This window comes from Acidisoma sp. S159 (assembly GCF_009766125.1).
GTDB lineage: Bacteria > Pseudomonadota > Alphaproteobacteria > Acetobacterales > Acetobacteraceae > Acidisoma.
In genome coordinates this window covers 16,896-39,199 of sequence record NZ_LMUG01000093.1, presented here as the reverse complement: position 1 = coordinate 39,199, position 22,304 = coordinate 16,896, and the positions used below count along the sequence as shown (strand labels likewise).

20 protein-coding genes and 2 pseudogenes are annotated in these 22,304 nt (G+C 60.3%); 5 read left to right on the top strand and 17 right to left on the bottom strand.

Translation table 11 applies throughout. The features are described from left to right. Positions 1 to 76: 76 nt before the first annotated feature. Entirely contained in the window at positions 77 to 400 is a 324-nt protein-coding gene (locus GSQ92_RS28340; protein ID WP_159014715.1) for a hypothetical protein, read from the bottom strand. A gap of 320 nt (positions 401 to 720) precedes the next feature. Then, a complete protein-coding gene (locus GSQ92_RS28335) occupies positions 721 to 957 on the bottom strand; it encodes a hypothetical protein (RefSeq protein WP_216857007.1) in 237 nt (78 codons plus the stop codon). Between the two features lie 341 nt (positions 958 to 1,298). Between GSQ92_RS28335 and pcaB the strand changes: the two genes are divergently transcribed. Continuing rightward, positions 1,299 to 2,495, top strand: a complete 1,197-nt coding sequence (gene pcaB, locus GSQ92_RS28330; protein WP_158803160.1) for a 3-carboxy-cis,cis-muconate cycloisomerase — start codon at positions 1,299 to 1,301, stop codon at positions 2,493 to 2,495. Here pcaB and pcaG read toward each other — a convergent pair. The 12 genes from pcaG to GSQ92_RS28270 all read right to left on the bottom strand — a co-directional run bounded on the left by pcaG (position 2,492) and on the right by GSQ92_RS28270 (position 16,238). Further along, on the bottom strand, positions 2,492 to 3,130 hold the full coding sequence (gene pcaG / locus GSQ92_RS28325) for a protocatechuate 3,4-dioxygenase subunit alpha (protein WP_158803161.1): 639 nt from the start codon (positions 3,128 to 3,130) through the stop codon (positions 2,492 to 2,494). The two genes, pcaB and pcaG, sit on opposite strands and share 4 nt — an antisense overlap. Next, on the bottom strand, positions 3,127 to 3,858 hold the full coding sequence (gene pcaH, locus GSQ92_RS28320) for a protocatechuate 3,4-dioxygenase subunit beta (protein ID WP_158803162.1): 732 nt from the start codon (positions 3,856 to 3,858) through the stop codon (positions 3,127 to 3,129). Before pcaH ends, pcaG begins: the two co-directional genes overlap by 4 nt. Beyond that, entirely contained in the window at positions 3,855 to 5,009 is a 1,155-nt protein-coding gene (gene pcaD / locus GSQ92_RS28315; protein ID WP_158803163.1) for a 3-oxoadipate enol-lactonase, read from the bottom strand. Before pcaD ends, pcaH begins: the two co-directional genes overlap by 4 nt. 143 nt (positions 5,010 to 5,152) lie before the next feature. Beyond that, the gene (locus GSQ92_RS28310; RefSeq protein WP_158803164.1) at positions 5,153 to 7,027 is read right to left on the bottom strand and encodes a bifunctional sugar phosphate isomerase/epimerase/4-hydroxyphenylpyruvate dioxygenase family protein; all 1,875 of its coding nucleotides are present in this window, start codon (positions 7,025 to 7,027) and stop codon (positions 5,153 to 5,155) included. 38 nt (positions 7,028 to 7,065) lie between these two features. Then, a complete protein-coding gene (locus GSQ92_RS28305; RefSeq protein ID WP_158803165.1) occupies positions 7,066 to 8,406 on the bottom strand; it encodes an MFS transporter in 1,341 nt (446 codons plus the stop codon). Between the two features lie 50 nt (positions 8,407 to 8,456). After that, positions 8,457 to 9,311 (bottom strand): shikimate dehydrogenase, encoded by an 855-nt coding sequence (locus GSQ92_RS28300; RefSeq protein ID WP_158803166.1) that lies wholly within the window; start codon positions 9,309 to 9,311, stop codon positions 8,457 to 8,459. Between the two features lie 435 nt (positions 9,312 to 9,746). After that, positions 9,747 to 10,721, bottom strand: coding sequence for an ABC transporter permease (locus GSQ92_RS28295; RefSeq protein ID WP_158803167.1), 975 nt, complete (start codon positions 10,719 to 10,721; stop codon positions 9,747 to 9,749). Further along, on the bottom strand, positions 10,718 to 11,683 hold the full coding sequence (locus GSQ92_RS28290; protein WP_158803168.1) for an ABC transporter permease: 966 nt from the start codon (positions 11,681 to 11,683) through the stop codon (positions 10,718 to 10,720). Before GSQ92_RS28290 ends, GSQ92_RS28295 begins: the two co-directional genes overlap by 4 nt. A gap of 13 nt (positions 11,684 to 11,696) precedes the next feature. Then, the gene (locus GSQ92_RS28285; RefSeq protein WP_158803169.1) at positions 11,697 to 13,181 is read right to left on the bottom strand and encodes a sugar ABC transporter ATP-binding protein; all 1,485 of its coding nucleotides are present in this window, start codon (positions 13,179 to 13,181) and stop codon (positions 11,697 to 11,699) included. Between the two features lie 55 nt (positions 13,182 to 13,236). Continuing rightward, positions 13,237 to 14,295, bottom strand: coding sequence for a sugar ABC transporter substrate-binding protein (locus GSQ92_RS28280; RefSeq protein ID WP_158803170.1), 1,059 nt, complete (start codon positions 14,293 to 14,295; stop codon positions 13,237 to 13,239). A 130-nt stretch (positions 14,296 to 14,425) separates the two neighbouring features. Beyond that, entirely contained in the window at positions 14,426 to 15,076 is a 651-nt protein-coding gene (locus GSQ92_RS28275) for a TetR/AcrR family transcriptional regulator (protein WP_158803171.1), read from the bottom strand. A 217-nt stretch (positions 15,077 to 15,293) separates the two neighbouring features. Beyond that, positions 15,294 to 16,238 carry a LysR substrate-binding domain-containing protein gene (locus tag GSQ92_RS28270; protein WP_216850077.1) on the bottom strand — a complete coding sequence of 315 codons (945 nt, stop codon included), beginning with the start codon at positions 16,236 to 16,238 and terminating at the stop codon, positions 15,294 to 15,296. 78 nt (positions 16,239 to 16,316) lie between these two features. Here GSQ92_RS28270 and GSQ92_RS28265 point away from each other — a divergent pair, with 78 nt between their 5' ends. The 3 genes and pseudogenes from GSQ92_RS28265 (at position 16,317) to GSQ92_RS28255 (ending at position 19,093) form a co-directional block, all read left to right on the top strand. Continuing rightward, complete coding sequence (locus GSQ92_RS28265; RefSeq protein ID WP_158803172.1) at positions 16,317 to 17,513, top strand: MFS transporter; 1,197 nt, start codon at positions 16,317 to 16,319, stop codon at positions 17,511 to 17,513. Positions 17,514 to 17,738: 225 nt separating this feature from the next. Further along, a pseudogene (locus tag GSQ92_RS28260) lies at positions 17,739 to 18,499 on the top strand (SDR family oxidoreductase). Between the two features lie 78 nt (positions 18,500 to 18,577). After that, on the top strand, positions 18,578 to 19,093 hold the full coding sequence (locus GSQ92_RS28255; RefSeq protein WP_158803173.1) for a YkgB family protein: 516 nt from the start codon (positions 18,578 to 18,580) through the stop codon (positions 19,091 to 19,093). Positions 19,094 to 19,206: 113 nt separating this feature from the next. Here GSQ92_RS28255 and GSQ92_RS28250 read toward each other — a convergent pair whose 3' ends face one another. Beyond that, entirely contained in the window at positions 19,207 to 19,569 is a 363-nt protein-coding gene (locus GSQ92_RS28250; RefSeq protein WP_254066725.1) for a DUF1330 domain-containing protein, read from the bottom strand. A 22-nt stretch (positions 19,570 to 19,591) separates the two neighbouring features. After that, the gene (locus tag GSQ92_RS28245; RefSeq protein ID WP_158803175.1) at positions 19,592 to 20,341 is read right to left on the bottom strand and encodes an SDR family NAD(P)-dependent oxidoreductase; all 750 of its coding nucleotides are present in this window, start codon (positions 20,339 to 20,341) and stop codon (positions 19,592 to 19,594) included. A gap of 163 nt (positions 20,342 to 20,504) precedes the next feature. Here GSQ92_RS28245 and GSQ92_RS28240 point away from each other — a divergent pair, with 163 nt between their 5' ends. Beyond that, on the top strand, positions 20,505 to 21,413 hold the full coding sequence (locus GSQ92_RS28240; RefSeq protein WP_158803176.1) for a LysR family transcriptional regulator: 909 nt from the start codon (positions 20,505 to 20,507) through the stop codon (positions 21,411 to 21,413). A 450-nt stretch (positions 21,414 to 21,863) separates the two neighbouring features. On the opposite strand, the pseudogene GSQ92_RS31285 reads toward GSQ92_RS28240, so the two are convergent. Then, positions 21,864 to 22,304, bottom strand: a pseudogene (locus GSQ92_RS31285) (transposase); the annotation flags it as partial.

Here is a 22,304-nt window from a genome sequence, read left to right as displayed (position 1 = left end):
CTGCATTGGTCGAACGAAGGGCGGTCTGAATTCCAAGTTGCATGCGGTCTGCAACGGAGAAGGCAAGCCCCTGCTTCTAGCTTGGCGAACATGTTTTCGACTTTGTGGCGCTCTCGGTAGAGGGTCTTGGCCGATTAATGACGTGGGTGATCTTTGCCAGGCTATGGGCGCCACTGACGAAGGCCAAATTTAGGCTCGTATGCTCGGTATAGAGCCTGGTCAGCTGTTTGCCGCGAGCCAAGCTATCGACCCGCACCATTACCGCGACGATCGGCCAGCCGTTTTTAGCCACGATGCGCACTGCCTCCATGCCATAGAAGCCGACGCCATAGATCATGACCCGGGGCTTGCGTCGAACTTGCTCTTGAGTGTCGCTGTTCCCACGTGTGGTCAGTTTCATAAAGGACGCCTTCGACGGGCCTCGAAGCGTGAGCATATACCTCCTACCGATTGATCATGATCCCTGAGGGCTCACCCCATGCGCATGGGACAAATCGCGCGCCAGATCGGCGTGAGCCGCGAGGCGCCGCTTCCCGCGCTTGGTGACGCTCTGCCGACCTGATCCGTCTCACATAGCGCGCGTCGATCCGGATGATCTCGCGTCCGTCTCACCGATCGTGCTCCCAATCTCGCGGAACGTGCGTCGGTGCGCAGCTCCAATCTCAGCGAATGTGCGTCGGAAACGTGATTGCGCGTCCGTGACAGTTCGATTGCGCGCCGCTACACGTAATGGCCGCCAACACGGATCGAAAGATGAGAGAGGGTCCTGGTAGACGACCGATGGCGGTGCGGCGGCGGCCCGCTGCCGTCGGGCACCAGCATGTCGATCAGGCAGAAACGCCCCGCAGTTTGCGCTCCGGGCACGAGGATCATGTAGGTGTCGCCCACGACCGACACGTGGCGCAGTTGAGGATCGTCAGGGCGGCCTATCCGCGTCTGCGACCACATAGACTTCATAACAGCTAGCCGACTCAGCATCGCCAACTCACATTCGGTCAAGTCGCTAAGTTCTGTTGCGGCTTGTGCGAAGACTCCCAGTTCTAGGTATGCGCGCCGACAGAATCGAATTGTCCATCAGAACAGTAAGGGTCTGCCCCGAGTCATGATGGCCACCAGCAGTAAGCAGAACACCGCGCCAATGCAGTCGCCAGAAATCCATCCTGAGGCGAGCACGTCGGCTTGAGTCGCGACGGCCGCCGCCAGAAGCCTGCCGGCTTGTGAAGAGCTATAAACTGGACTTAAGACGGATCGCCGTGCGATGGCCAGGTTCATCGATTCCAGTGACGCGAGGGCTGCGAATGTCTTTCTCCCTCCGGGCTCGCCCGGCCTCGACAGCGGCGATGGTGGCCGCCTTCGATGATGACTCGTTACTGCGAGGTGCACTGGCGTTCGAGGCGGCACTGGCATCCGGTCAGGCAGAAGAAGGTCTGATCCCGGTGGACCAGGCGGCCGCCATTGATGCCGCCTGCACCGCCCTAAGCCTCGACCCGGGTGGTCTCGCCGAAGCGGCGGCCCATGCGGGAACTCTCGCTATTCCACTCGTTGAGCGGCTGAGGACGGCGGTCGCGGTCACACACCCCTCGGCGGCCGCTGCGGTGCATCGAGGCGCGACCAGCCAGGATCTGGCGGATACCGCACTGATGCTCCAAGCCAAGGGCGCGCTCGATCTCCTACGGAGCGACCTCGACCGTCTGGAGAAAGCGCTAGCAGCACTGATCGACCAACACGCGGAAACCCTAATGTTAGGACGAACGCTGCTTCAAAGCGCCCTCCCCATGACCTTTGGCCTTAAGGTTGCCAGCTGGGCTGTCGGCATTCGCAATGCGCGCGAGCGGCTGCAGCGGGAGGCGGATGGCGCCCTGATGCTTCAGCTCGGCGGCGCGGCCGGCACCCTTGTAGGGATGGGAACGAGTGAGACGGCCATGGCGGTCATTTGCCGCGTTGCTAGGAGGCTGCATCTCGGAGTACCCGTATTGCCATGGCACGCACGGCGGGATGGCGTCGCGGGCCTAGCCGCAGCGCTCGCGATCCTGACGGGTGCCGTTGGAAAGATCGCCAAGGACATCGCGCTGCTTGCCCAGAGCGAAGTCGCTGAAGCGTTCGAGCCGAGGGTGGTTGGCCGCGGTGGCTCCTCTGCGATGGCGCATAAGCGGAATCCAACAGGCTGCCAAGTCGCGCTGTCGGCGGCGCTACGCACGCCGGGCCTCGCATCCACCCTGCTCGCAGGACTGCCACAGGAGCATGAGCGCGGCCTCGGTGGCTGGCAGGCGGAAGGTCCCGTTCTCGCCGACCTCTTCCTCCTCACGCACGGCGCCGTTGCAGCAATGGCGGATGTGACCGAGGGCCTGGAGGTCGACACCGCGGCGATGGCGCGGAATCTCACCAAAGCCGGTGTCGGCACGGATCCTGGAGCCACCAAGCTCCTCATCCAGGCAGCAAGAGATGCCTTAACGCAATGGCCGATCCGGCGGACCGAGCAAAATCCCGCAGCCTAGATGTCAAGAAACACCGTCTCGCCTGCTCCCTGAAGGCGGATGTCAAGGCGCCAGACCGGCAGCCCTTCCGCCACCCCATCAGGTTTGGCAATCAGCGTTGTGCGACGTTCAGGGTCGGGTACGGCGCATAGGATGAGATCGGTCTCGTTGAGAGCTTCTCCTGCGAAATACAAACGTGTTGAGAGGGACTTCAATAATCCTCTTGCGAACAACATGATCGCCACGTGCGGCGCCTGAGGCGTGTTTCGGCCACCCGCCGCCGGCACGGGACCCGGCTTGATCGTGGTAAACCTGAACTGCCCATCTTTGCCCGTGCGGCAACGACCGTAGCCCTGGAATTCCGCCTCTGGCCCTTCAGGATCGGGATAACGACCGCCGGGATCGGCATGCCAGATCTCGACCATTGCATCCGTCACAAGGGCGTCACTGCCGTCCCTCACCGTTCCAATCAGTATGATGCGTTCCCCCGCAGGCAGCGCACCGGCGAAGTGACGCGTTGTATCGGACCATTCTGGGAAGTCGATCAGGTGCCAGTATGGGCCGGCTGTCTGGCTGCTGGTCGCGGCTGGCTGGGGCTCCGGCGCCTGTTGCGACGCGACGCGTGGTGTCGGCCTGACTGTTTCAGCGTTGGTCATGGGTTGTGCTCATCTTCGAAGGGAGTCTCCAGGCGACCGCGTAGGACGATGTCAAACCGATAACCGAGTGCCTGTTCCGGCTCAGTGAGATCGAGGTCGAAACTGCTCACCAGTCTCTCCCGGCCCGCTCGGTCCGGTGTCGCGTTGAATATAGGGTCGAGCGGAAGCAACGGGTCGCCCGGGAAATACATCTGCGTGATGAGGCGTTGGGCAAGACCAGCACCAAACAGGCTGAAGTGGATGTGGTTTGGTCGCCAAGCATTGTGGTGGTTCCGCCAAGGATAGGCGCCGGGCTTGATCGTCACGAAGCGATAGTTGCCGTTTTCATCGGTAAAGACCCGCCCACGGCCTTCAAAGCCGGGTTCCAGCGGCGCGTTATGGGTGTCACCTTCATGGTCGTAGCGGCCTGCCGCATTCGCTTGCCAGACCTCCACCATGGCGTGCCGGATCGGTCGCCCATCCTCGTCGAGAACTCGACCTGCCACAATGATGCGCTCGCCGATCGCCTGGCGGCCCCCTTCGCAGATCGTCAGGTCCGCACGCGCCGGGTAGCGGGTGCTGCCGAAGCGAGGCGCCGAAGTCTCGGTCAGCGTGTGCGGCAACCGCAACGGCTGCTGCTGAGGATGGCGAAGCCTCGTGCTCCCGTAGAGCGGCGCATCGTGGGGCGGCTGCGTTCCCTCAACGGGACGACGATAGCCTTGAGTCTTGCTTTCGACTTGGCCGCTCATACTCCTTCCTCCTTTTCGTTCAGCACTTCTTTGGCAAGCCGCATGGCGCTATTCGCGGCTGGGATACCAGCGTATGCGGCAACCTGTATCAGCAACTCTCCGATGTCTTGAGGCGTCGCGCCGGTCCGGCGGCTAGCGCGAACATGCAGCTTGAACTCCTCGTGATGTCCGAGCGCTGCCATCAGTCCTAAGGTCAAGATCGATCGCGTGCGGCGGTCAAAGTGCGGGCGTGTCCATACGCCACCCCAGGCAGTGCGGGTGATGAAAGCCTGGAAGTCTCGGTCGAGGTTGGTGATGACCGAACTTGCTCGTGCTACATGGGCGTCACCCAAGACTTGGCGGCGCACTGCGAGGCCGGCTTCGTACCAATCAGTCACGCTCGGCTGCAGGAATGCCCGTATTGCATCAGAAATCTGCGCTGGCTGCTCTAGCGTTGGGATGTGTGCGGCATTCGCGACGACGAGGAGACGCGCATTCGGCAATGCATATCGTAGCGCTTCTGCGCTGGCGAGCGGGGTGGCAACATCGGTGTCGCCGACAAGAACTAAGGCAGGTACCGAGATTGCGCTCGTACTGACGGTCAGGTCGGCGGATGCGATGGCCTCGGCCGCGCTGGCATAGCCCTCCGGATCCGTGCGCAGCAACATGGCACGTAGTCCGCGCGCCTGGGCGCGCGCCTGGGCGCCGGGCGTGACCCAGCGCTCCAATACTGCATCAGCGATTGCAGCCACTCCATTCGCCCGAACCATGGCCGCCCGCGCGTGCCAATTCTCTGGTGGCGGAATCGCCATTGCCGTGTCGCACAGCACAAGCGAAAGTGCTCGATCCGGCGCGGCCGCGCAGATTGCCTGAGCAATAAGCCCGCCTATCGACAGTCCGACCACGTGGGCTCGTTTCACGCCAAGAGCGTCCAGCAGCGCAAGGGCATCTCCGGCGAGCATCTCGATCGTGTAAGGTCCCGTAGTCACACTCGTAAGCCCATGCCCACGAAGGTCGGGTCGAATAATACGAAATTCGGTTCCCAGTGCGGCAACCTGAGGGTCCCAAACATGCAGACTGGTTCCGAGCGAGTGCAGCAGAAGGAGCACTGGTGCGCCGGTGGGACCTTGAATATCGACGTGAACCGTCAAATCGTTGATCTCAATAAACATCGCTTGCCTTTCGTGGCCTCCCGGGCGAGGAGCCGTTCAAACTTCGACGTAGCGCGCAGGGTTGCTTAACTGGTACGAAATGTCACGCTCGGACGGTCGCGTTCCGCTCTCAACGCTGACCGCCGCTCTTCTGACGAACACAGTCACAAATTGCTCAATTCGATCGCCGTCGGCCCGGGCGCCTGGGCGGCCATGCGCACCGGCGCATTCACCGCGCCGAAGCCTTGGTAGCCACGACGCTCTACAATCTCAAAGAAAAAACGTCCCGCAAATGTCCTACTGTAAGCATGGATAAACTCACCGCCTTCATCGCGATCATACAGAAGATTGAGGCGCTGGAATTGGCTAAGTTGGTCATCCTCCAAGTTGTGCCTGGCGGCCAGGTCATCATAATAGTTGGCTGGGACCTGAAGCATAAGTGCTCCCCGTTCCGTCAACTTCTCGACTGCTCGAACAATGCTATCCGTGGCGAAAGCAATGTGATGCACACCCGCGCCCGCAAAGAGATTAATCGCGCGGGCCGCGGCTGTATTGCTGCTTCCGGAGATATTGAGCGGCAATCGAACACTTCGGTCGTTGCTCACCATGGCACGGCTGCGAATGAGGCCATGCGGATCAGCCAAATCGATTGCCTGCTCGGGCATCATTCCGAACAGCGCCCGCCAGAAGAGTACGAAGCTGTCTAGCCGTCCGTGCGGTAACACCTCGGCGACGTGATCGATGCTCATCAAACCGATGCTCTCTTCCAAGGGCGATCTGATCTCGAATTCCTCGTCGTAGACCGAGGGCCCAGGAGTACGGGGGGGCACGAGATGCAGTAGGGTCCCATCAGGGGAGCGTAGCGCGGGAATTCGATGCACACCCTCGCCAATCGCATTGGGCCATTCCGGGCTTAGCAGCGCGGCCGCGCGTTTGATGGCTGTATCGGTGCTGTCGACGCGCAGACCCATCGCGCAGACTGAAGGTCCGTGCATTTGAAAATGCTCGGATGCAACGCTGTCGGGCTCCGCATTGAAAACCAGATTTATCCGGCCCTGCCTATAGAGGTCTACATCCTTGCTCCGGTGGCGTCCGACATGTTGGAATCCCAGTTCCCTGGTCCATCGAACGAGCTGATCCCGTGTCTCCTCATCAACCGCAAATTCGAGAAAGTCCACGCCATCGAGTTGCGGCGGGCGCGGGAGCAGCGGGTTCCGACGTGCCTCGTCCTCCACTAAGATCAGCGATCGGAGCCCGTCCCTCGCTGTCAGGCTCGCCGGAGCAGAGCGAAATTCGTCATTGAAGACCTCCAGCGAGAGAGGACCTTGGTATCCGGAGGCAAGTGCGGCGCGAAGGAACTCGGCGACAGGCAGATCACCCTGCCCCGGAAAGTTGCGGAAGTGCCGACTCCACGACAGGACGTCCATCGATAGTCGAGGAGCATCAGCCAACTGAATGAAAAAGATCTTCTCGGCAGGTACAGTCGCGAGGCCAGAGGGATCGTCATTTACAGCCAGCGTATGGAAAGAATCCACGATAAGACCCAGCGCCGGGTGTGCTGCACGCTGGACGATGTCCCAAGCTTGTCCCCAGCGATTGACGTGCCGCCCCCAGGCCAGCGCTTCGTATCCAACCCGCAGGCCTCGTCGTTGCGCGCGTTCCGCCATTTCTGCGAGATCAGCCGCGGCTCGGTTTGGATCGTGCAATGTCGATGGCTGCACATTGCTGCAGACAAGGACCAGGTCGGTACCGAGCGCCTCCATCACATCAAACTTGCGCTCTGCGCGATCGAGGTTGCGGCCGCGAAGCGCGGCCGGCGCGGACTCAAAATCGCGAAAGGGCTGGAAGATAGCGATTCTAATACCCAGGGAAGCCGCAATATCCCTCACTTCCCCCGGGGAACCGCCGAAAGTGAGAAGGTCACTTTCGAAGATTTCAACGCAATCAAAGCCAATTGCTGCTGCCGCCTCTAATTTCTCCGGAAGGGAACCACTCAACGAGACTGTAGCGATAGACTTAGGCAACGACTTCGTCTGCATTGATGCCGGCTCCTTCTCGGGAGTTACAGGACGCTCAGTTACCCCGCTAGCGCAGTCCGCTTGCGGCCAAGTTCGTTCATGGGAGCGAGGTAGGTCTCCCGCGCCGTCGCTACGGAGACCGCGGCGATAGCAGCTGTGACGGCGGTGAAGAGCGCCACAGGCACCCAGCCGTCCGGTCCCGGACGCAGAACCGCAGCGCTTATTGCGGGCGCAAAGCCCCCCAAAGCAAAACCTATCTGCGTTCCGATCGCGACACCAGACAGCCTGACACGGGTATCAAACATCTCGCCATAGAGTGCCGGCCAGACGCCATTCGCGGCGCTGTAGATTATGCCCGAAAGAAGGATGCCGAACACGAAAATAAGTGTAATGTCCGCTCGGCTGATCGCCCAGACATAAGGCCAGATGAATACGGCGCAGCCCAGCGCGCCTAGGATGAACACCGGTTTGCGGCCGATACGGTCCGCGAGTGTCGCCCAAGCAGGAATGGCGCCCAGTGCGACGACATTCGCAAGAACCAACACCATCAGCATCGTCGAACGCGAGATGTGCATGGTGTTGACCGCGTAGGACAAGGTAAACACCGCGAAGATCGTGCTAACGACAGAGACCAGGGCGGCGAAGATGACGCGCATCACGTCCGCGGCGTGCTCTCTGAACAAGGTTGCGACAGGCAGTTTTGCTTGGCCGTGCTCGCGATTTTCTTCCTCAAAGGCAGGAGTTTCCGGCAAAGTGCGCCGTACCCAAAACCCGACGGCAACCACGATGGCACTGAGAAAGAAGGGGATGCGCCAGCCCCAGGACAAAAGCTGGTCAGGCGGAAGACGCGAGAGAGGAAGGAACACGAAGGTCGCAAGGATCAAGCCACCCTGCGTTCCGCTCAAGGTGAAGCTGGTGTAAAAGGCGCGCCTTCGGGTCGGGGCATGTTCCAGCGTCATCGAACTAGCGCCCGCCTGCTCGCCAGCTGCCGAAACGCCTTGCAGCAGTCGCGCCACCACCAGTAAAACCGGCGCAAGGAGGCCCACCTGTTCATAGGTCGGGAGAATGCCGATAAGAAAGGTTGAAAACCCCATGAGCAGGAGAGTGAACGTCAGCACCTTTTTGCGCCCGAACTTGTCGCCGATATGCCCTAAAGCTACCGCGCCAAAGGGACGTGCTAGATAGGCAACGCCGAAAGTTGCGAAGGCGGCGATCGCGGCAGCAGTTGGGTCGCTCTTGGAAAAGAAGACCTTGGGGAATATGAGCGCCGCTGCGGTACCATAGATGAAGAAATCATAGTATTCGACAGCGCTACCAATCCAACTTGCTAATGCGGCCTTACGCGGTGTCTTCGTACCAGCATAGTGGGGTACGCTTTTAGGGCCAGTGATCGTCGACATCGTCCCCTCCCGTGGCTTTGGCCACATTTTTGTTTTCGGCCGCCTTAATATTAGTCCGCCGTCATCCTCTGGAAGTGGTCGAACATGCGCGTTGCATCAGGCACAAGGCCGGTCAATAGACGAAAAGCTTCGACTGCCTGAAACACCGCCATGACACCCCCATGCATAGTACGGGCCCCGAGCGTGCGAGCTGCGCGCAGTAGTTCCGTCTCGAGCGGAAAATAGACGATTTCCGCAACCCAGAGGTCCCGCCGCAGTAGCACCTCGGGTAGAGGCAGTCCTGGATGCTCGGCCGTACCGGTTGGGGTGCAATGCACGAGCCCGTCAGCCTCCGCTACCGCCGACGCAAGATTGTGACATGCGATGGCGCGACCGGCGCCAAAGCGAGATGACAAATTATCTGCGAGCGCGGCCGCCCTGGCGGCATCCATATCTTGGATCACCAGTTGCGCGACGCCCAGCGTCAATAGAGCGTGCCCTACCGCGGACCCAGCTCCGCCAGCACCAAGCTGCACAACGCGGCGCGTGGGGACGCCCTCCATCGTGCGCCGGAAGGCTTCGGCAAAGCCCCACCAGTCCGTATTCTCGCCGCGGCGCTTGCCGTCCCGAAGGATGACGGTGTTCACCGCGCCCAGGGCTTTTGCGTCCCGCGACATCTCGTCGAGCAGCGGTATGACCGCCTGCTTACAAGGATGGGTGACATTTAGGCCAGCGAAGCCCATTCGCTCAGCGGCCAGAAGCAGATCGGGGAGTGCATTGACCCCAAGCCCGAGCGATATCAAGTCGATCTTTTGATAAAGGAGGCGAATACCCTGCGAATCTCCTTCCTGCTCGTGTAAGGCAGGCGTGCGGGAGAGTTGGATACCAGAGCCAATAAGGCCCAGAAGAACGCTCGACCGGCTCATGCGAACATGTTCCCCATTAGCGATAAGGCGCTCCCTCAATGTGCAGTCTTTCGAACCCTTCTGGGAGTGTCCCGAAGGCTCGATGCGGATAACGACCAACTTCACTTTCCAGCCAACCTGTAACCGCCAGGAAGGTCGTCTCGTCTTCGCTGTTGCACTCCGACCGACCGGGATGAAGGCATCTCGTAGACCATGCCCCATCGTTCTTTTCGGCGACGCGGTTCTCCGTCCCGCTTGTCGCCCTTCGGCTTTGGACTCATTTTGGGCTATCTAGTTAGTTCATGTCAAGTACAACTGCAAAGCTCCCCCGGGGCGCAGCCAGCGCGCCCCGAATGGTCAGCCGGATCGCAATGACACGCCGTTTTGGCCTGGATCGAGGGCTGAATGTCGGGCGTGCTGGATGAGGCCGACAGCGAGCCGGGCTACGATTGCCCATCAGCCAGCGGCCAGTCGGCTCTTAGCGAAGGCGCGCCGGCGGGCGAAGGCGTAGTAGCCGCCCTCGACCAAGATCAGAGCGATCAGCAACGCGCCGCTGGCAAGGCTCTGAGCCCAGAACGGTGCGCCGAGGCTGGCGATCCCGCTTACGAGGAAGCGCAGCGTGAAGAGACCAATGATTATACCGAGGACGCTCCCACGCCCTCCGCGAAGCGCGACGCCTCCGATGAGGCATGCTGTGACTGCATCGAGAAGAACAGCGTCGAAGCCGAGCGGCGTGGCGCTGCCCGCCTGGAGTGAAAGAACTGCCCCCGCCAAAGCGGCTAGTGCCGCGGATAGTGCAAAGGCGATGATAAGCGGGCGGCCCATCGGAACGCCGGCGGCGCGGGCCTCCGCGCGGCCGCCGCCGATCGAAAAAATTTCGCGCCCCCACAGCGTTCTCGAGCAAAAGACGCTTATCACGAGCGCAGCGATCAGGAGAATAAGACTGAGCGGTGATACGAAGAACCAATGCACGCTGAGGAAGTCCGTCGCGTCGAGTTGGTCCAGGGAAATATTAGCTGTCTGCTCATTCGAGATCAGAAGGGCCAGACCACGGAAAGCGATCAGTGTCCCCACCGTGAAAATCAAGGAATTGATGCGCAGCCAGGCAATGCACCAACCCTGTGCCGCACCGACAACGGCAGCCAAGGCCGTGGTAACGACGATCGCGGGGAGGATGCCGAGCGGCGCCAACTTTATGCTGATGATACCGGCGAGCGCCGCCATCGAGCCAACAGAGAGATCCATCTCGCCGGCAATCATGGTCAGACCGACACCAAGCGCGATAACGCCGGTCAGGAAGGCGCCGTCGAGCAACGAAGCCACCCCGGGGATGGTGTAGTAGCTGGGAAGCCGCGCAGCAAAGATCGCATAAATTGCGATCATCATAGCCAAACGAGCGGCAAGGTCTCGCCTCGGATTGAAGCAGTTCATCGGTTCTTCCCCTGAAGCAGATGGAAGACGCTTATCGCACCGACGACGACTGTACCGACGACGGTCATCAGGAGACCGCCGGAGACGTTATTCAGCAGCATGAAGTTCTCCAGGAGCGCGATAAGAACTGCCCCGAGCGCCGCCTGAAGCGGCGTCCCCTGTCCACCCCTTAGAGCGATTCCGCCGACGAGAACCGCGGCGATATAATCGAAATCATACCCGCTGAAGAGATTAGAGCGCGCTTCCGAGAACTGCGCGACCGTGAAGATCGCGACGATAGCCACGCCAACCGAGAGCATCACAAGCGCAAGGCAGGTGACGATATTGACCCGCAGACCGCTTGCAACAGCGGCTTCCCGGTTCGCACCACTGAGAATGATTTGGCGACCAAGGCGCGCCTTGCGAATGACCAGCCACGAGACCGCCGCAAGAAAGACGAAAGTCCAGCTTTGGGTGGGAACGCCAAGTGGACGAGCGGTCCCGATCCAGGCGGCTGCTGTGTTGTGAATTCGCAGAACCCCGTTACCGCTAAGGACCGAGGCAAGACCGCGAAAGACCGCACCGAAGGCGAGTGTTGCGATGATTGGGTTACCAGTCAGATTAACTGCGACGCCTTGGAGGACGCCGGCGAGAACTGCCCCGACCAGCACAACAGCGATACCGGCTGGTAGATCCGTTTGCGCGGTTACCAGCGCAAAAATCACGGCCAGAAGGGCGCCTAGAGCGCTCGCGGACAGAGCGAAAAGATTGCCGGAGAGCGTCACGTAGCTCATCCCAATTGCAACGATGCCTGTCATCGATGCCGCGCGAATGATTACGAGGCCATTACCGACCGTGAGGAAGGCTGGTGTGGTGAGGCCTGCGACCACAGCGATGATGACAATTGTCGCGACCGCCGCCAGACTAGCGAAGCGCCAAGTCCGGCGTCCGATACTTTTCCTCGCGATCGCGATCGAAGTCATGAGTTATAGCCGCTCAGGCCGCGACGGCGGGGTGGGTGACATCGCGCGTAATGATCTCGGCCGTCATTGCGTCTGCCGAGCCGATTTGCACCATCTCACCTTGGAAGAAGGTGCCGATTGTGTCGGCTAATCCTAGCACTTCGTGGGTATCGGACGAGGCAAAAAGTATCGCGAGACCTCGTGCGGTTTGGGCGCGTAGGTGCCGATAGATCTCAGCGCGCGCCCCGACATCAACGCCCCTCGTGGGCTCTTCTACGATGAGAAGCGACGGCGAGATCCCGATCCACTTGCCGAGCGCCACCTTCTGCTGATTGCCTCCGCTCAGATTGCCGGCGAGCCGGCCGAGACCGTTGATATCGATATTAAATTGCTGCGCGACGGCCTGTGTATGCGTCGTCTCTGCGCGACGATTCATGAGCCCAAAACGGGACACTTGATCAATTACGGGCGCCGAGAGGTTCTCGACAAGATTGCGAACGGCGAAAACGCCGTCGCGCTTCCGATCGTCGGAGCAATAAGCAACGCCCATTTTGATGCTGTCGCGAATTACGCGCGGTGTGAAGGGCCGCCCGTCGAGCGTGATGGATCCGCGGTAGAGAGGTGTAAGCCCCGCTAGAACTTTCAGGATCGCGGTCGCGCCACTGCCAACCTGTCCGGCGAGCCCGAGCATCTCGCCTTTCCTCAGGATAAAGCTGACCGGGCTTGAAAGCCCCTGGCAGAGGCAATCCTCGACAACGAGGAGCTTATCACCGACCGATGGCGCGCGGGGTGGAAACATCTGTTCAAGCCGGCGGCCGAGCATCATCTCGATCAACCCATCGACCTGAAGGGAGCTGGTGGCTACCGGCGCGAAACTGTGGCCGTTGCGGATGATTGTGACCCGATGGCTGAGTTCGAATACCTCGCCGAGACGGTGAGTGACATAAATGATCGCGCAGCCTTCCTCTGCCAGGGTGCGGACCGCCGTCTTAACACGGTCAATCTCGACCTCCGACAGGGCGGCTGTCGGCTCATCTAAGATAGCGATCCGCGCTTCGCGCGACAGAAGGCGAGCAATTTCCATCAACTGACGTTCGGCGACCGAAAAAGCCTCGGCGGGAAGTGAAGGATCGATATCGCCCAAACCGATCCTGGCGAGGAAGGGCTTCGCACGCCGGGCCAAGCTAGAGGGACTGCGCAGCAAACCGACTGTCTGGTCACCAAGGAAGACGTTCTCGGCGACACTGAGCGTGCCTACGATACTTAGTTCCTGAGCAACGTAGGAAATTCCGGCCGCTCGCGCTTGGGCTGGTGAGCCGATGTTGTGCGGCTTGCCGCCGATCGCAATCGCACCGGAATCTGGTTGCTCAAGACCGGCAAGAATTTTTACCAAGGTGCTTTTGCCGGCGCCATTCTCTCCCAGCAACGCCATGACCTCTCCGGCCTTGACATCAAGGTTGACATTCTCAAGCGCGACCGTCGCCCCGTAGCGCTTTGCAACGTTCCGCATCTGCAGCATCGGAACCTCCAAGAACCGACCAGAAGAGGAGGCCGAAGCCTCCCCTTCTTACGCCTTAAAAGTTACAGAGTTGCTTGGCGTTGAGTCCCCAAAGCTTGGCTTGGTCATAAGCTGCTTCTGAATTCCCAATGGCAGGATTTGGCAGGAAGTTGAATTTGTGTGGTGCACCGTCGTCGGACGGTGGTTTATCGGGATTAGCGGCGAGATAGACTTCGCCGGGCAGGACCTTGCCGGTCTTGATGTATTTGACGAGCGTCTGCACAGCGAGCCAGCCCTCAAAGTAACCCGACTGAATCGCCGTTCCGATCAAGTCGCCGTTGACGACGTGGCTCGAATCGCCGTGGCAGGTGCCCCCGACAATGAGGATGCGCTTGCCAGGGGCCAGCCCATTTTCGCGCGCCGCCTGAGCTGCCGCTCCAGCCATGGAATCATTCTCGGTATAAAGCCAGGTGAGCTCGCCCTTATGCGCCGGTATAATCTGCGAAGCGACCTTGTAGCCTTCGTCCTCTAGGAAGCCCGCAGTCGGAGTGACCGAGATGACATCGAGCTTGCCTTTGATTGCCTGTTCGAAACCGGTCACACGGTCATCTCCGGCCGAAACGCCAGCCGGAAAGCGAATGATGGCCCCCTTGTCACACTTCATGCCGGGCTCGGCGCAGGCCTTCAGCAGCATTTCGGCTGCGGTCCTGCCGCTGAGGATATCATTCGCGCCGGCATAGGCAGTGTAGAATTTGTCCGTCCCCTTCAACGGGAACTGATTGGAGACGATTACCGGAGATCCGGACCTCGACAGAGCGCGAAGAGCACCGATGCCAGCGGCGTTCTCGAACGGCCACCAGATATATCCGGCTGCCTTTTGGCCCGAGGCTAGCTGCTGCTGGACCTGGCTGTCCTGCTCCGATTGATTGAAGTTGTTCTCTATGACCTTCACGCTATAGCCAAGTTCGGCCGCCTTCTCCCTCGCGCCCTTCTCGAACTGCCCGATATAGGGATTGGTGCTTGAAGGTACAAAGACGACGACCTCGCCCTTATCCGCCGCCATCGCAGAGCCGCATACCCATTGGAGGGCAGCGGCGAGTGCGAGGGTCACGACCGTCGCAAATCCGGATTTCATGACATTCTCCCTTTTTCGTTTTTGGCCGCGAACAGCTTCGAAGTCAGGTCTTGCCGCCTGTGCCTCACCGGGTAAGATTACTATCTAGTTCGTACATGTCAATAAGAAGTTCCAAGGAGCCAGTGCGCCCTCACTCCACTGTCTTTAGGTAGCTGAGAACGGTATCGACGATCATCCGCCGATGGCGTTGCCTAACTGCGCTGTGAGCCAGGTCAACTCCAAATATCGTGCCGAAAGTGTACTGGTTGGAAACCCTGAAGAAACAAAAGGAGCTGATCAGCATATGCACGTCGACGGCCGTCACTCGCCGCCGGAAGACGCCAACCCGGTAACCTTGCTCCAGTATTGTCTCCAAGGTCTCGATAACCGAGACGTTCAACCCACCGATCGATTTGGATCGCGCAACATGCTCAGCTTTATGAATATTCTCGATCGCGACGAGGCGTACGAATCCGGGATGCTCGTGGTCGTAGTCGAACGTCGATTCGATCATCTTCGTTAGCGCTTCTTCGGGCCCTAACTGTCCAAGAGCAAGAGCATCCTCTACGTGGCGAATGGACTTGTAGGCCCGTTCGAGGACAGCCAGGTAAAGGTCTTCTTTGCTGCCGAAATAGTAGTAGATCATTCGCTTGGACGTCTTGGTCCGCTCGGCAATTGCATCGACCCGAGCCCCTGCCAAACCGAGGTCCGCGAACTCCTCGGCGGCGACGGCGAGGATGTCCTCCTTAGTCCGGTCGGGGTCGTTACGACGAGGCGCCCTCGCCTCCAACACTGCGGTCATGACGTATCCTCGACCTCCCTCTCCGGTAGCGGGCAAACTCCGGCCCACACTCACCGCGCTCGCGATGGTCTGAGAGATTGTACGCACCGGTTCGTTTAAAAGCTACCCCAGTGGCCGGAGCTAAGCCTTTTTGCGCCGATGTCCGGGTGCTCGAGATCGTTCGTATCTCCATGGCGATCGACGCCCATTTACTCTGCAATACGCGAGTCCTCGAAGGTTATTTACGCTTACGTGATTTCGGCTTTATGTGTGTTTCCCTAGCCATGTTGCCCTCGAGTCCGAGCCAAGACCGAAAGGCCACAGGAAGCGGTTCCTTCTCCGCCGCTTCCGATAGATAGGCGCAATAACTGCGGGCGGGCAGCAGCGGGCCATCAAAGGGGGCTAATAGGCGGCCCTCGGCCAAGTCATTGGACACCAATGCGGTCGGCCCCATCGCGATTCCAACCCCGTCCAGCGCCGCCTGAAGCGTGAGATAGAAGTGGTCGAGGACCAGCGTCGCGTTCGGTTTGAGATCAGCGGCGCCGGCTTTCGCTAGCCAATCATCCCAAACCCGGGGAAGGCTCAAGGTGTGGAGTAGCGTGTGCTGTTTCAGATCTTGCACAGATCTCAGGGCCAGCCGGTCTAACAAGGCTGGACTACAAACAGGCAGCCGATCCTCGGACAAGAATGCGGTCGCCGAATAGCCATAAAACGTATCCGGCCCTCCCCGGATTATAACATCATAGGATTCCTGAAGAGCCTCCAGCCCTTCGTTGGACGTCTCAAGCCTTACTTTCAAGCCGGGGAACCGCTCCTGAAACTTTGCCAATCTTGGAACCAGCCAGCGCAACGCAAACGTTGACGGCGCATTGACCCTGAGCGCTGAACTCACATCCCGCCCATAGTGTTCGGTTGCCGAAGCAAGCCGATCAAACGCGGGACTCAATTCGGCCAGATAGGCGCGGGCCGCGGATGTCAGCACGACGCCACGATTGTGCCGTTCGAAAAGTGGCGCACGCAGCCGGTCTTCGAGCAGGCGGACATGTTGGCTGATTGCGCCGTGCGTGACCCCGAGCGCGTCTGCCGCAGCCTTGAAACTGCCGAGGCGGGCCGCCGCTTCAAAGGCCCGCAAAGCGTTGAGCGGCGGAAGAGAGCGCTGCACTCGTGTGAGTTTTTCTACCAAATGTTAGCTAGATTACTGATTTGAGAGGCGGACTTGCAAGAGATATATTAACATCAACACCTGCTAGGATTGCCCCCATTGGCTCTCTTCTCCGCGACAGTTAGGACCTCAAGCCCATCAGAAACAACTGAATCACGCAGCCTGCTCGCCGCGTGCCTCACCCATGCGCTTCATGACGGCTACACCGACAGTCTCTATGCCTTCCTGCCAGTATGGCAGGCGCAGTTCGGCCTTTCCTACGCGGCGCTTGCCGTCGTTCGCGCCCTCTATTTCGCGACGATGGGAGGCCTCCAAATCCCAGCAGACAGAGCCCTTCGCGGCTTATCGCCGCGAGCGGCGCTGATCCTTTCGACCGTCATCGCGGCGACGGGCTTGCTGATCATGGCGCTGCCCTGCGGCTTTGTGGGTCTTTGCGCCGGCCTCGTCGTGGCCGGCATCGGATCGAGCATCCAGCATCCACGTGGCTCGATGCTCGTCACCGATATTTACGGCAAGGCGTCGCGACGTCCACTCGGCATCTACAACTTTTCAGGTGATCTGGGGAAAGCCGTGTTGCCGGCGCTCGTCGCGGTGTTGTTGCCGGTTCTCGCCTGGCGACCCGTGCTGGGCCTGATGGCGGTGCTAGGAATCGCCCTGGGGCTCGCCCTGGTGTCACTGGTGCCGACGGCTCCCATTACTAGGAGTGGCAAGGAGGCGGCGGCGGTTGGCCGCGGCCGCGGCCGCGGCGGCTTCGGCATTTTAACCACGATCGGCGCGCTCGATACCGCGACGCGCATGGGTTATCTCCTGTTTCTGCCCTTCTTCATCCATGGACGTGGCGGAGGCTCGCCGACGGTGGGATTAGCGCTTGCGCTGCTGTTCATCGGTGGAGCCTTCGGCAAGGCGACGGGCGGCTGGCTCGGCGAGCGGCTGGGTGTCATCGGGAGCGTCATGGTGACCGAAGCCGCAACGGCCCTGCTCATCGTAGCGACGCTGTTCACGTCGCTGACGCCAACGCTCGTCCTGCTGCCGCTGCTCGGTATCGTGCTCAACGGCACCTCTTCGGTGCTCTACGGCACCGTGCCGGAACTTTCTGATGGCGATACAGGCCGGGCCTTCGCAATCTTCTATACGAGCGTAATCGGCTCCGGAGGAATCGCGCCGATCCTCTACGGCGTGGTTGCCGATCACAGCAACCAGACTATCGGCGTGCTGGCCTCCGCTGCAACCGCCGTCTTGATTGTGCCGCTTGTCCTGGCGCTAAAGCCCCATCTGCGCAGCCCCACTCTAGGGTAAAGAGGTCCATTTGATCCAGCCTCGGACCTTGAGGTGGATCGGCCAGTGCTGCCATCGAACTCCCCTTCTTAATGCTTCGCGCTGCGCCGCGTAGAACTGACGCCCATCCTGCCAGATCGGCTGCGACAATCTCGAGCCGATGCTGCCGGAAAGCCGACAATCAGACGACGGCATCGGGCCGGCCCCGGCCCCCTCATTACCCGCCACACCATGGAGGTTCGCTCAATGGATAGCGTACTTCAGGCACCACTCATTCTGATAAAGGGTAGAGGTCGTGGCGTAGGTGCCGCGACTGCGCGACTTGCTGCTGCTCAAGGTTACGATGTAGTGATCAGCTTCGTCTCCAATGAGCCTGCCGCCCTCGCGGTAGCGGATGATGTGGAAGCTGCTGGACGCCGGGCTTTGGCCGTGCGCGCAGATAGCGCGGATCCTGAGCAGGTCGCTCAGCTATTCGCGGCGATCGACCGGAACTTCGGCCGGATCGACGTATTGGTGAACAACGCCGTGATAATTGCGCCGCACTCCCGGCTAGAGGATCTCGAATTCGAGCGCATGCGGCATATCTTCGCGGTCAACGCGATCGGCCCTATCCTGTGTGCACAGCAGGCCGTGAAGCGCATGTTATTCCGTTACAACGGGCATGGCGGCGCGGTCATTAGCGTCTCATCGGCATCGGCCCGGCGCGGCAGCCCAAACGAATATGTCGACTACGCAGCGTCGAAGGGTTCCGTTGAGACATTCACGACCGGCTTCGCCAAGGAGGTCGCGCGCGACGGCATACGCGTCAACTACATTCGCCTCGGGCACATTTACACTGACATGCATGCGAGCGGCGGAGAGCCGGGACGGGTGGATCGCGTCAAAGACGCGATCCACCCGGGAAGAGGGGGCAACCTGAAGAGGTCGCGCGAGCGATCCTCTGGTTAGCAAGCGCCGAGGCTTCCTTCACCACTGGCACTTTCCTCGATGTCATTGGCGGCAAGTGAGCAACAGGGCGGCGAACCGCAGCGATCCGTTTTACTGAGGCATGTAACCAATCGCGACACAGGAGCGAAGAGACTCCTATGAATGCGTTTTTTTGCATCCCCGAGAAAGGCAACGGCTCCTATCGATCGTTGGCCATACTCCGCTGGGTGATGGTTTTGATATTTGTGGCGTTTGGCATCCAGAAGTTCACGCCGCAGTCGGCGCATGGGATCGTGCTTTACATAAGCAATAGTCCATTTGTTTCGTGGCTCTCAATTCTCGGCGTGCGCGGAGAAGCAGATTTCCTTGGCATCGTTGAGCTGAGTATCGCAGTCCTTCTCGCGGCGGGGTCGGCTATTCCCGTTCTGTCAGCCATTGGCTCGTTGATGGCGGCGGGTTGCTTTGCCATCACATGGTCGTTCTTCTTCACGACGCCGGACGTCGTTAAGTGGAGTTTCTCGACAGATCCCATCGCCTGGAATCTCACCGGTGAGTTCTTGTTCAAAGATATAGTCCTGTTGTGCGTTTGTATTGTGTTGTTTCTGGCGTCACTGCCGCAATCTATGACGAGCTCTCCGCGATTGACCCAAAATGGCCGCCTAAGTAAAGATTGATGGATCCACAGCCAGGATCCTCGCGCTGCTGTCGCGAGGTCGGTCGGCATTACCGGGCCATCGATGGGCCGAATTCTCGACGGCTTACCAACTTCGGCTCGAACGCCTACGCGTCAAGCATTCCACAATCCTTCGAGGAAAAAGGCCTTCGATTTCGAGCCAGCATGGCGGAATTTGACGGCAGCCTGATAGGATGGGCTGTCGTACCAGGCTCTAGCTGCGGCCATGTCGGGGAATTCGAGTATTACGGCACCCTCGATCGGCTCCCCTTCGAGCTGATCGAGGGTGCCATAGGTAGCCAGCGGCTTCAAAGGATGGCCCTGCGCCGCAAGGGAAGCGCGTGGTCCATAATCCGCGAGGGCCGCGGAATCGAGAGTCTGTTCACGGATCATGACAAAGTAGGCGCTCATGGCAGTCATTCTTTCGAGTAAGATGAAGATCCAAAGCGGAGGCTTGCGAATTGGATTGACCGGCAAGCCTTGATCACCGGCGTCGACGTCAGATCTGAGCCAGGCCGCCGTCGACTGGAAGATCGATGCCGGTGACATAGCTTGACTCGTCTGAAGCCAGGAAATAAGCGCCTGCCGCAAGTTCCTCCGGAAGCCCGAGGCGGCCGAGCGGCGTCATCGAGGCGAACGCGCCTTTGGCCGCATCCGAGGCTTCGTCACTGTCGAATTGACCGCGGATGATAGGGGTTTCCGTCGCGCCGGGACTGAGCGAGTTGACGCGAATACCATTGTCTTTGAGTTCCTGCGCCCACACGCGCACCAGGGCCCGCACACCAGCCTTCGCAGCGGCGTAGGTGCCATGAGCGGCCACGCCCTTCACGTTGATGATGGAGGAGACAACGACGATCGAGCCGCCACGTGACATTAGTGGCAGAGCCTTCTGCACCGTGAAGACGACGCCTTTCACATTGATGTCCATGGTCTTGTCGTAATGGGCTTCCGATAGATCGAAGATTTTGGCGTGCTCGATGAACCCGGCATTTGCTACCACGATATCGACCTTCCCCCTTTCTGCCCTCACCGTCGCATAGAGCCGGTCGAGGTCGGCAAGACTCGCCACGTCTCCTTGCACGGCCGTGACATTTTTGCCGATGTCAGCCTTGGCTTTTTGCAGTTCGGCCTCACGGCGACCTGTTATGAACACGTAAGCGCCTTCGCGTACGAACCGCTTCGCTGTCGCGAGGCCGATGCCGCTAGATCCGCCGGTGATCACCGCGACTTTTCCTTCGAGATTGGACATGATGGGCTCTTTCCTATGGCCGCTGCTCAGGCGGCCGTTCCGGGCTAAGCGGAACAATCGGACTGATGAATGTCCCGATGGCCGCCGATGGGAGGAGTATTGCCATTCCCGATGGCCGTGAGCAGACTGCTCGAAGCGATAGTGTGTATTCTCGCGAGGAATAATGGACCGTCTTCAGGCCATGGCCACCTTCGTGCGTGTGGTCGACACGGGCTCCTTTTCGGGGGCGGCGCGGCAGCTACGCGTTGGGCAGCCTGCGGTGTCGAAAACGATCGCACAGCTTGAGGATCGCTTGCAGGTGCGCCTGCTGGTGCGCTCATCGCACGCCCTCGCCCCGACTGACGCGGGCCTGCGCTTCTACGAGCGCGCGAGTCTTGCCATCAAGGAGGCTGACGAAGCAGAGCTGGAAGCGCGTGGCGCCGGCGCCGGACTGTCGGGGCGGCTCAGGGTCTCTGCGGCAACGACATTCGCCCGACTTATGATCATCCCACGACTGCCGGAATTCCTGGCGATGCATCCGTCACTCGACATTGACGTGCTTCTCGACGATCGCGTCATTGACGTCGTGGCGGAAGGTATCGACATCGCGCTCCGCATGGGCACACTGAGCGACTCGACTGCTGTAGCTCGCAAGCTGGCCACAGGCGGCAGGTCCGTGGTTGCCACACCCGCTTACCTAGCTCGAGCTGGCCTACCCAAGGCCCCGGCCGATCTCGTCCATCATCATGCTCTGGTCTACAGCCAGCTCGACGACACCTGGTCGTTCCGAAAAGGCGACATCGAGGCAACAGCGACCGTACGTGGACGCGTTCGCCTCAGCGCAGCGGAAGGTATCCGAGCAGGGGTGCTCGCAGACATGGGATTGGCTGTAACATCGGACTGGATGTTCGCACCCGAACTTGCGAGCGGCGCTGTTCAGCGCGTATTGGCGGACTGGACGCTCCCTACCATCGACTTATGGGCTGTCTTCCCGACCGGTAGACTCGCGAGCGCGAAGGCACGCGCCTTCGCCGAATTCGTCGAAGACATACTGCGCACTGGGTCACCGCTCGCAGTCCGACATTCGGCCTGATTTGATCGGCGCACGAGGCGGCACTCTCTCCCTCCGCGACTATCGTACGATTCCAAACCGTCGATATATTTCGGAGCCGCTAATACGCGGTAATTGAGAGCGTTTTTGCCTTGGCGGCGCGATGGCGACAGCGAGCCGTGCTGCTGGCGATTACCGCGCCGGTAAGGCAAAAACGAATTGGGCTAAGCCGCGGGCCGTAGAAGCGAGCTATGGGTTTTGATTGCCGCCGGCTCGCGTTAGGACGCGCCGTGACGTGGGCTGGGAAGCAGGTAGCGGCGGGCAAGGAGGGGGCGTTTCGGACCGGCCATACCACTGGCAACGGCCACGCACGAGGCGGATTCATTGCTGCGGGCGGTGTCGAGCCGGTGTGGGTGAGCGGGGCACGAGCGGGGCCCGTCCGGTCCGTGGGGCGGAGCCGGCCGACAGATCGGGATTGGGGTGCCGCGATCGTTATGAGGTGTCGCAGATCCAGCGAGATTTGGCTGGCCGTGCCAGAACGTCGATGACTAGCATGTGCCCGCGGCCGCAGGCCGGGCAGCTTGTCAGTGATGTGCTGGCCAGGGTGGAGCGCACGGTAGTCAGCCGACGTGGCGGATCTCGGCTCACATGGGTCGGGTGGCGTCATGCCGAGTAGTTCACGACAGCGGGCGAGTTTGCGTTCGCGTTGATGATTGCAGAGGAACCCGAAGTAGCGGATGCGGTGAAAGCTGTCCGGCAGGACGTGGATCAGGAAGCGGCGGATGAACTCGTCGGCGGTCAAAGTCATCGCGCTGTGCGGATTGCCGCGGCGGCAGTCTTTCCAGCGGAAGCGGACCCTGCCATCGTCGATGGAGAGTAGTCGGCTATTGGCGATGGCGATGCGGCGAGTGTAGCGGCCGACGTAGGTGAGAA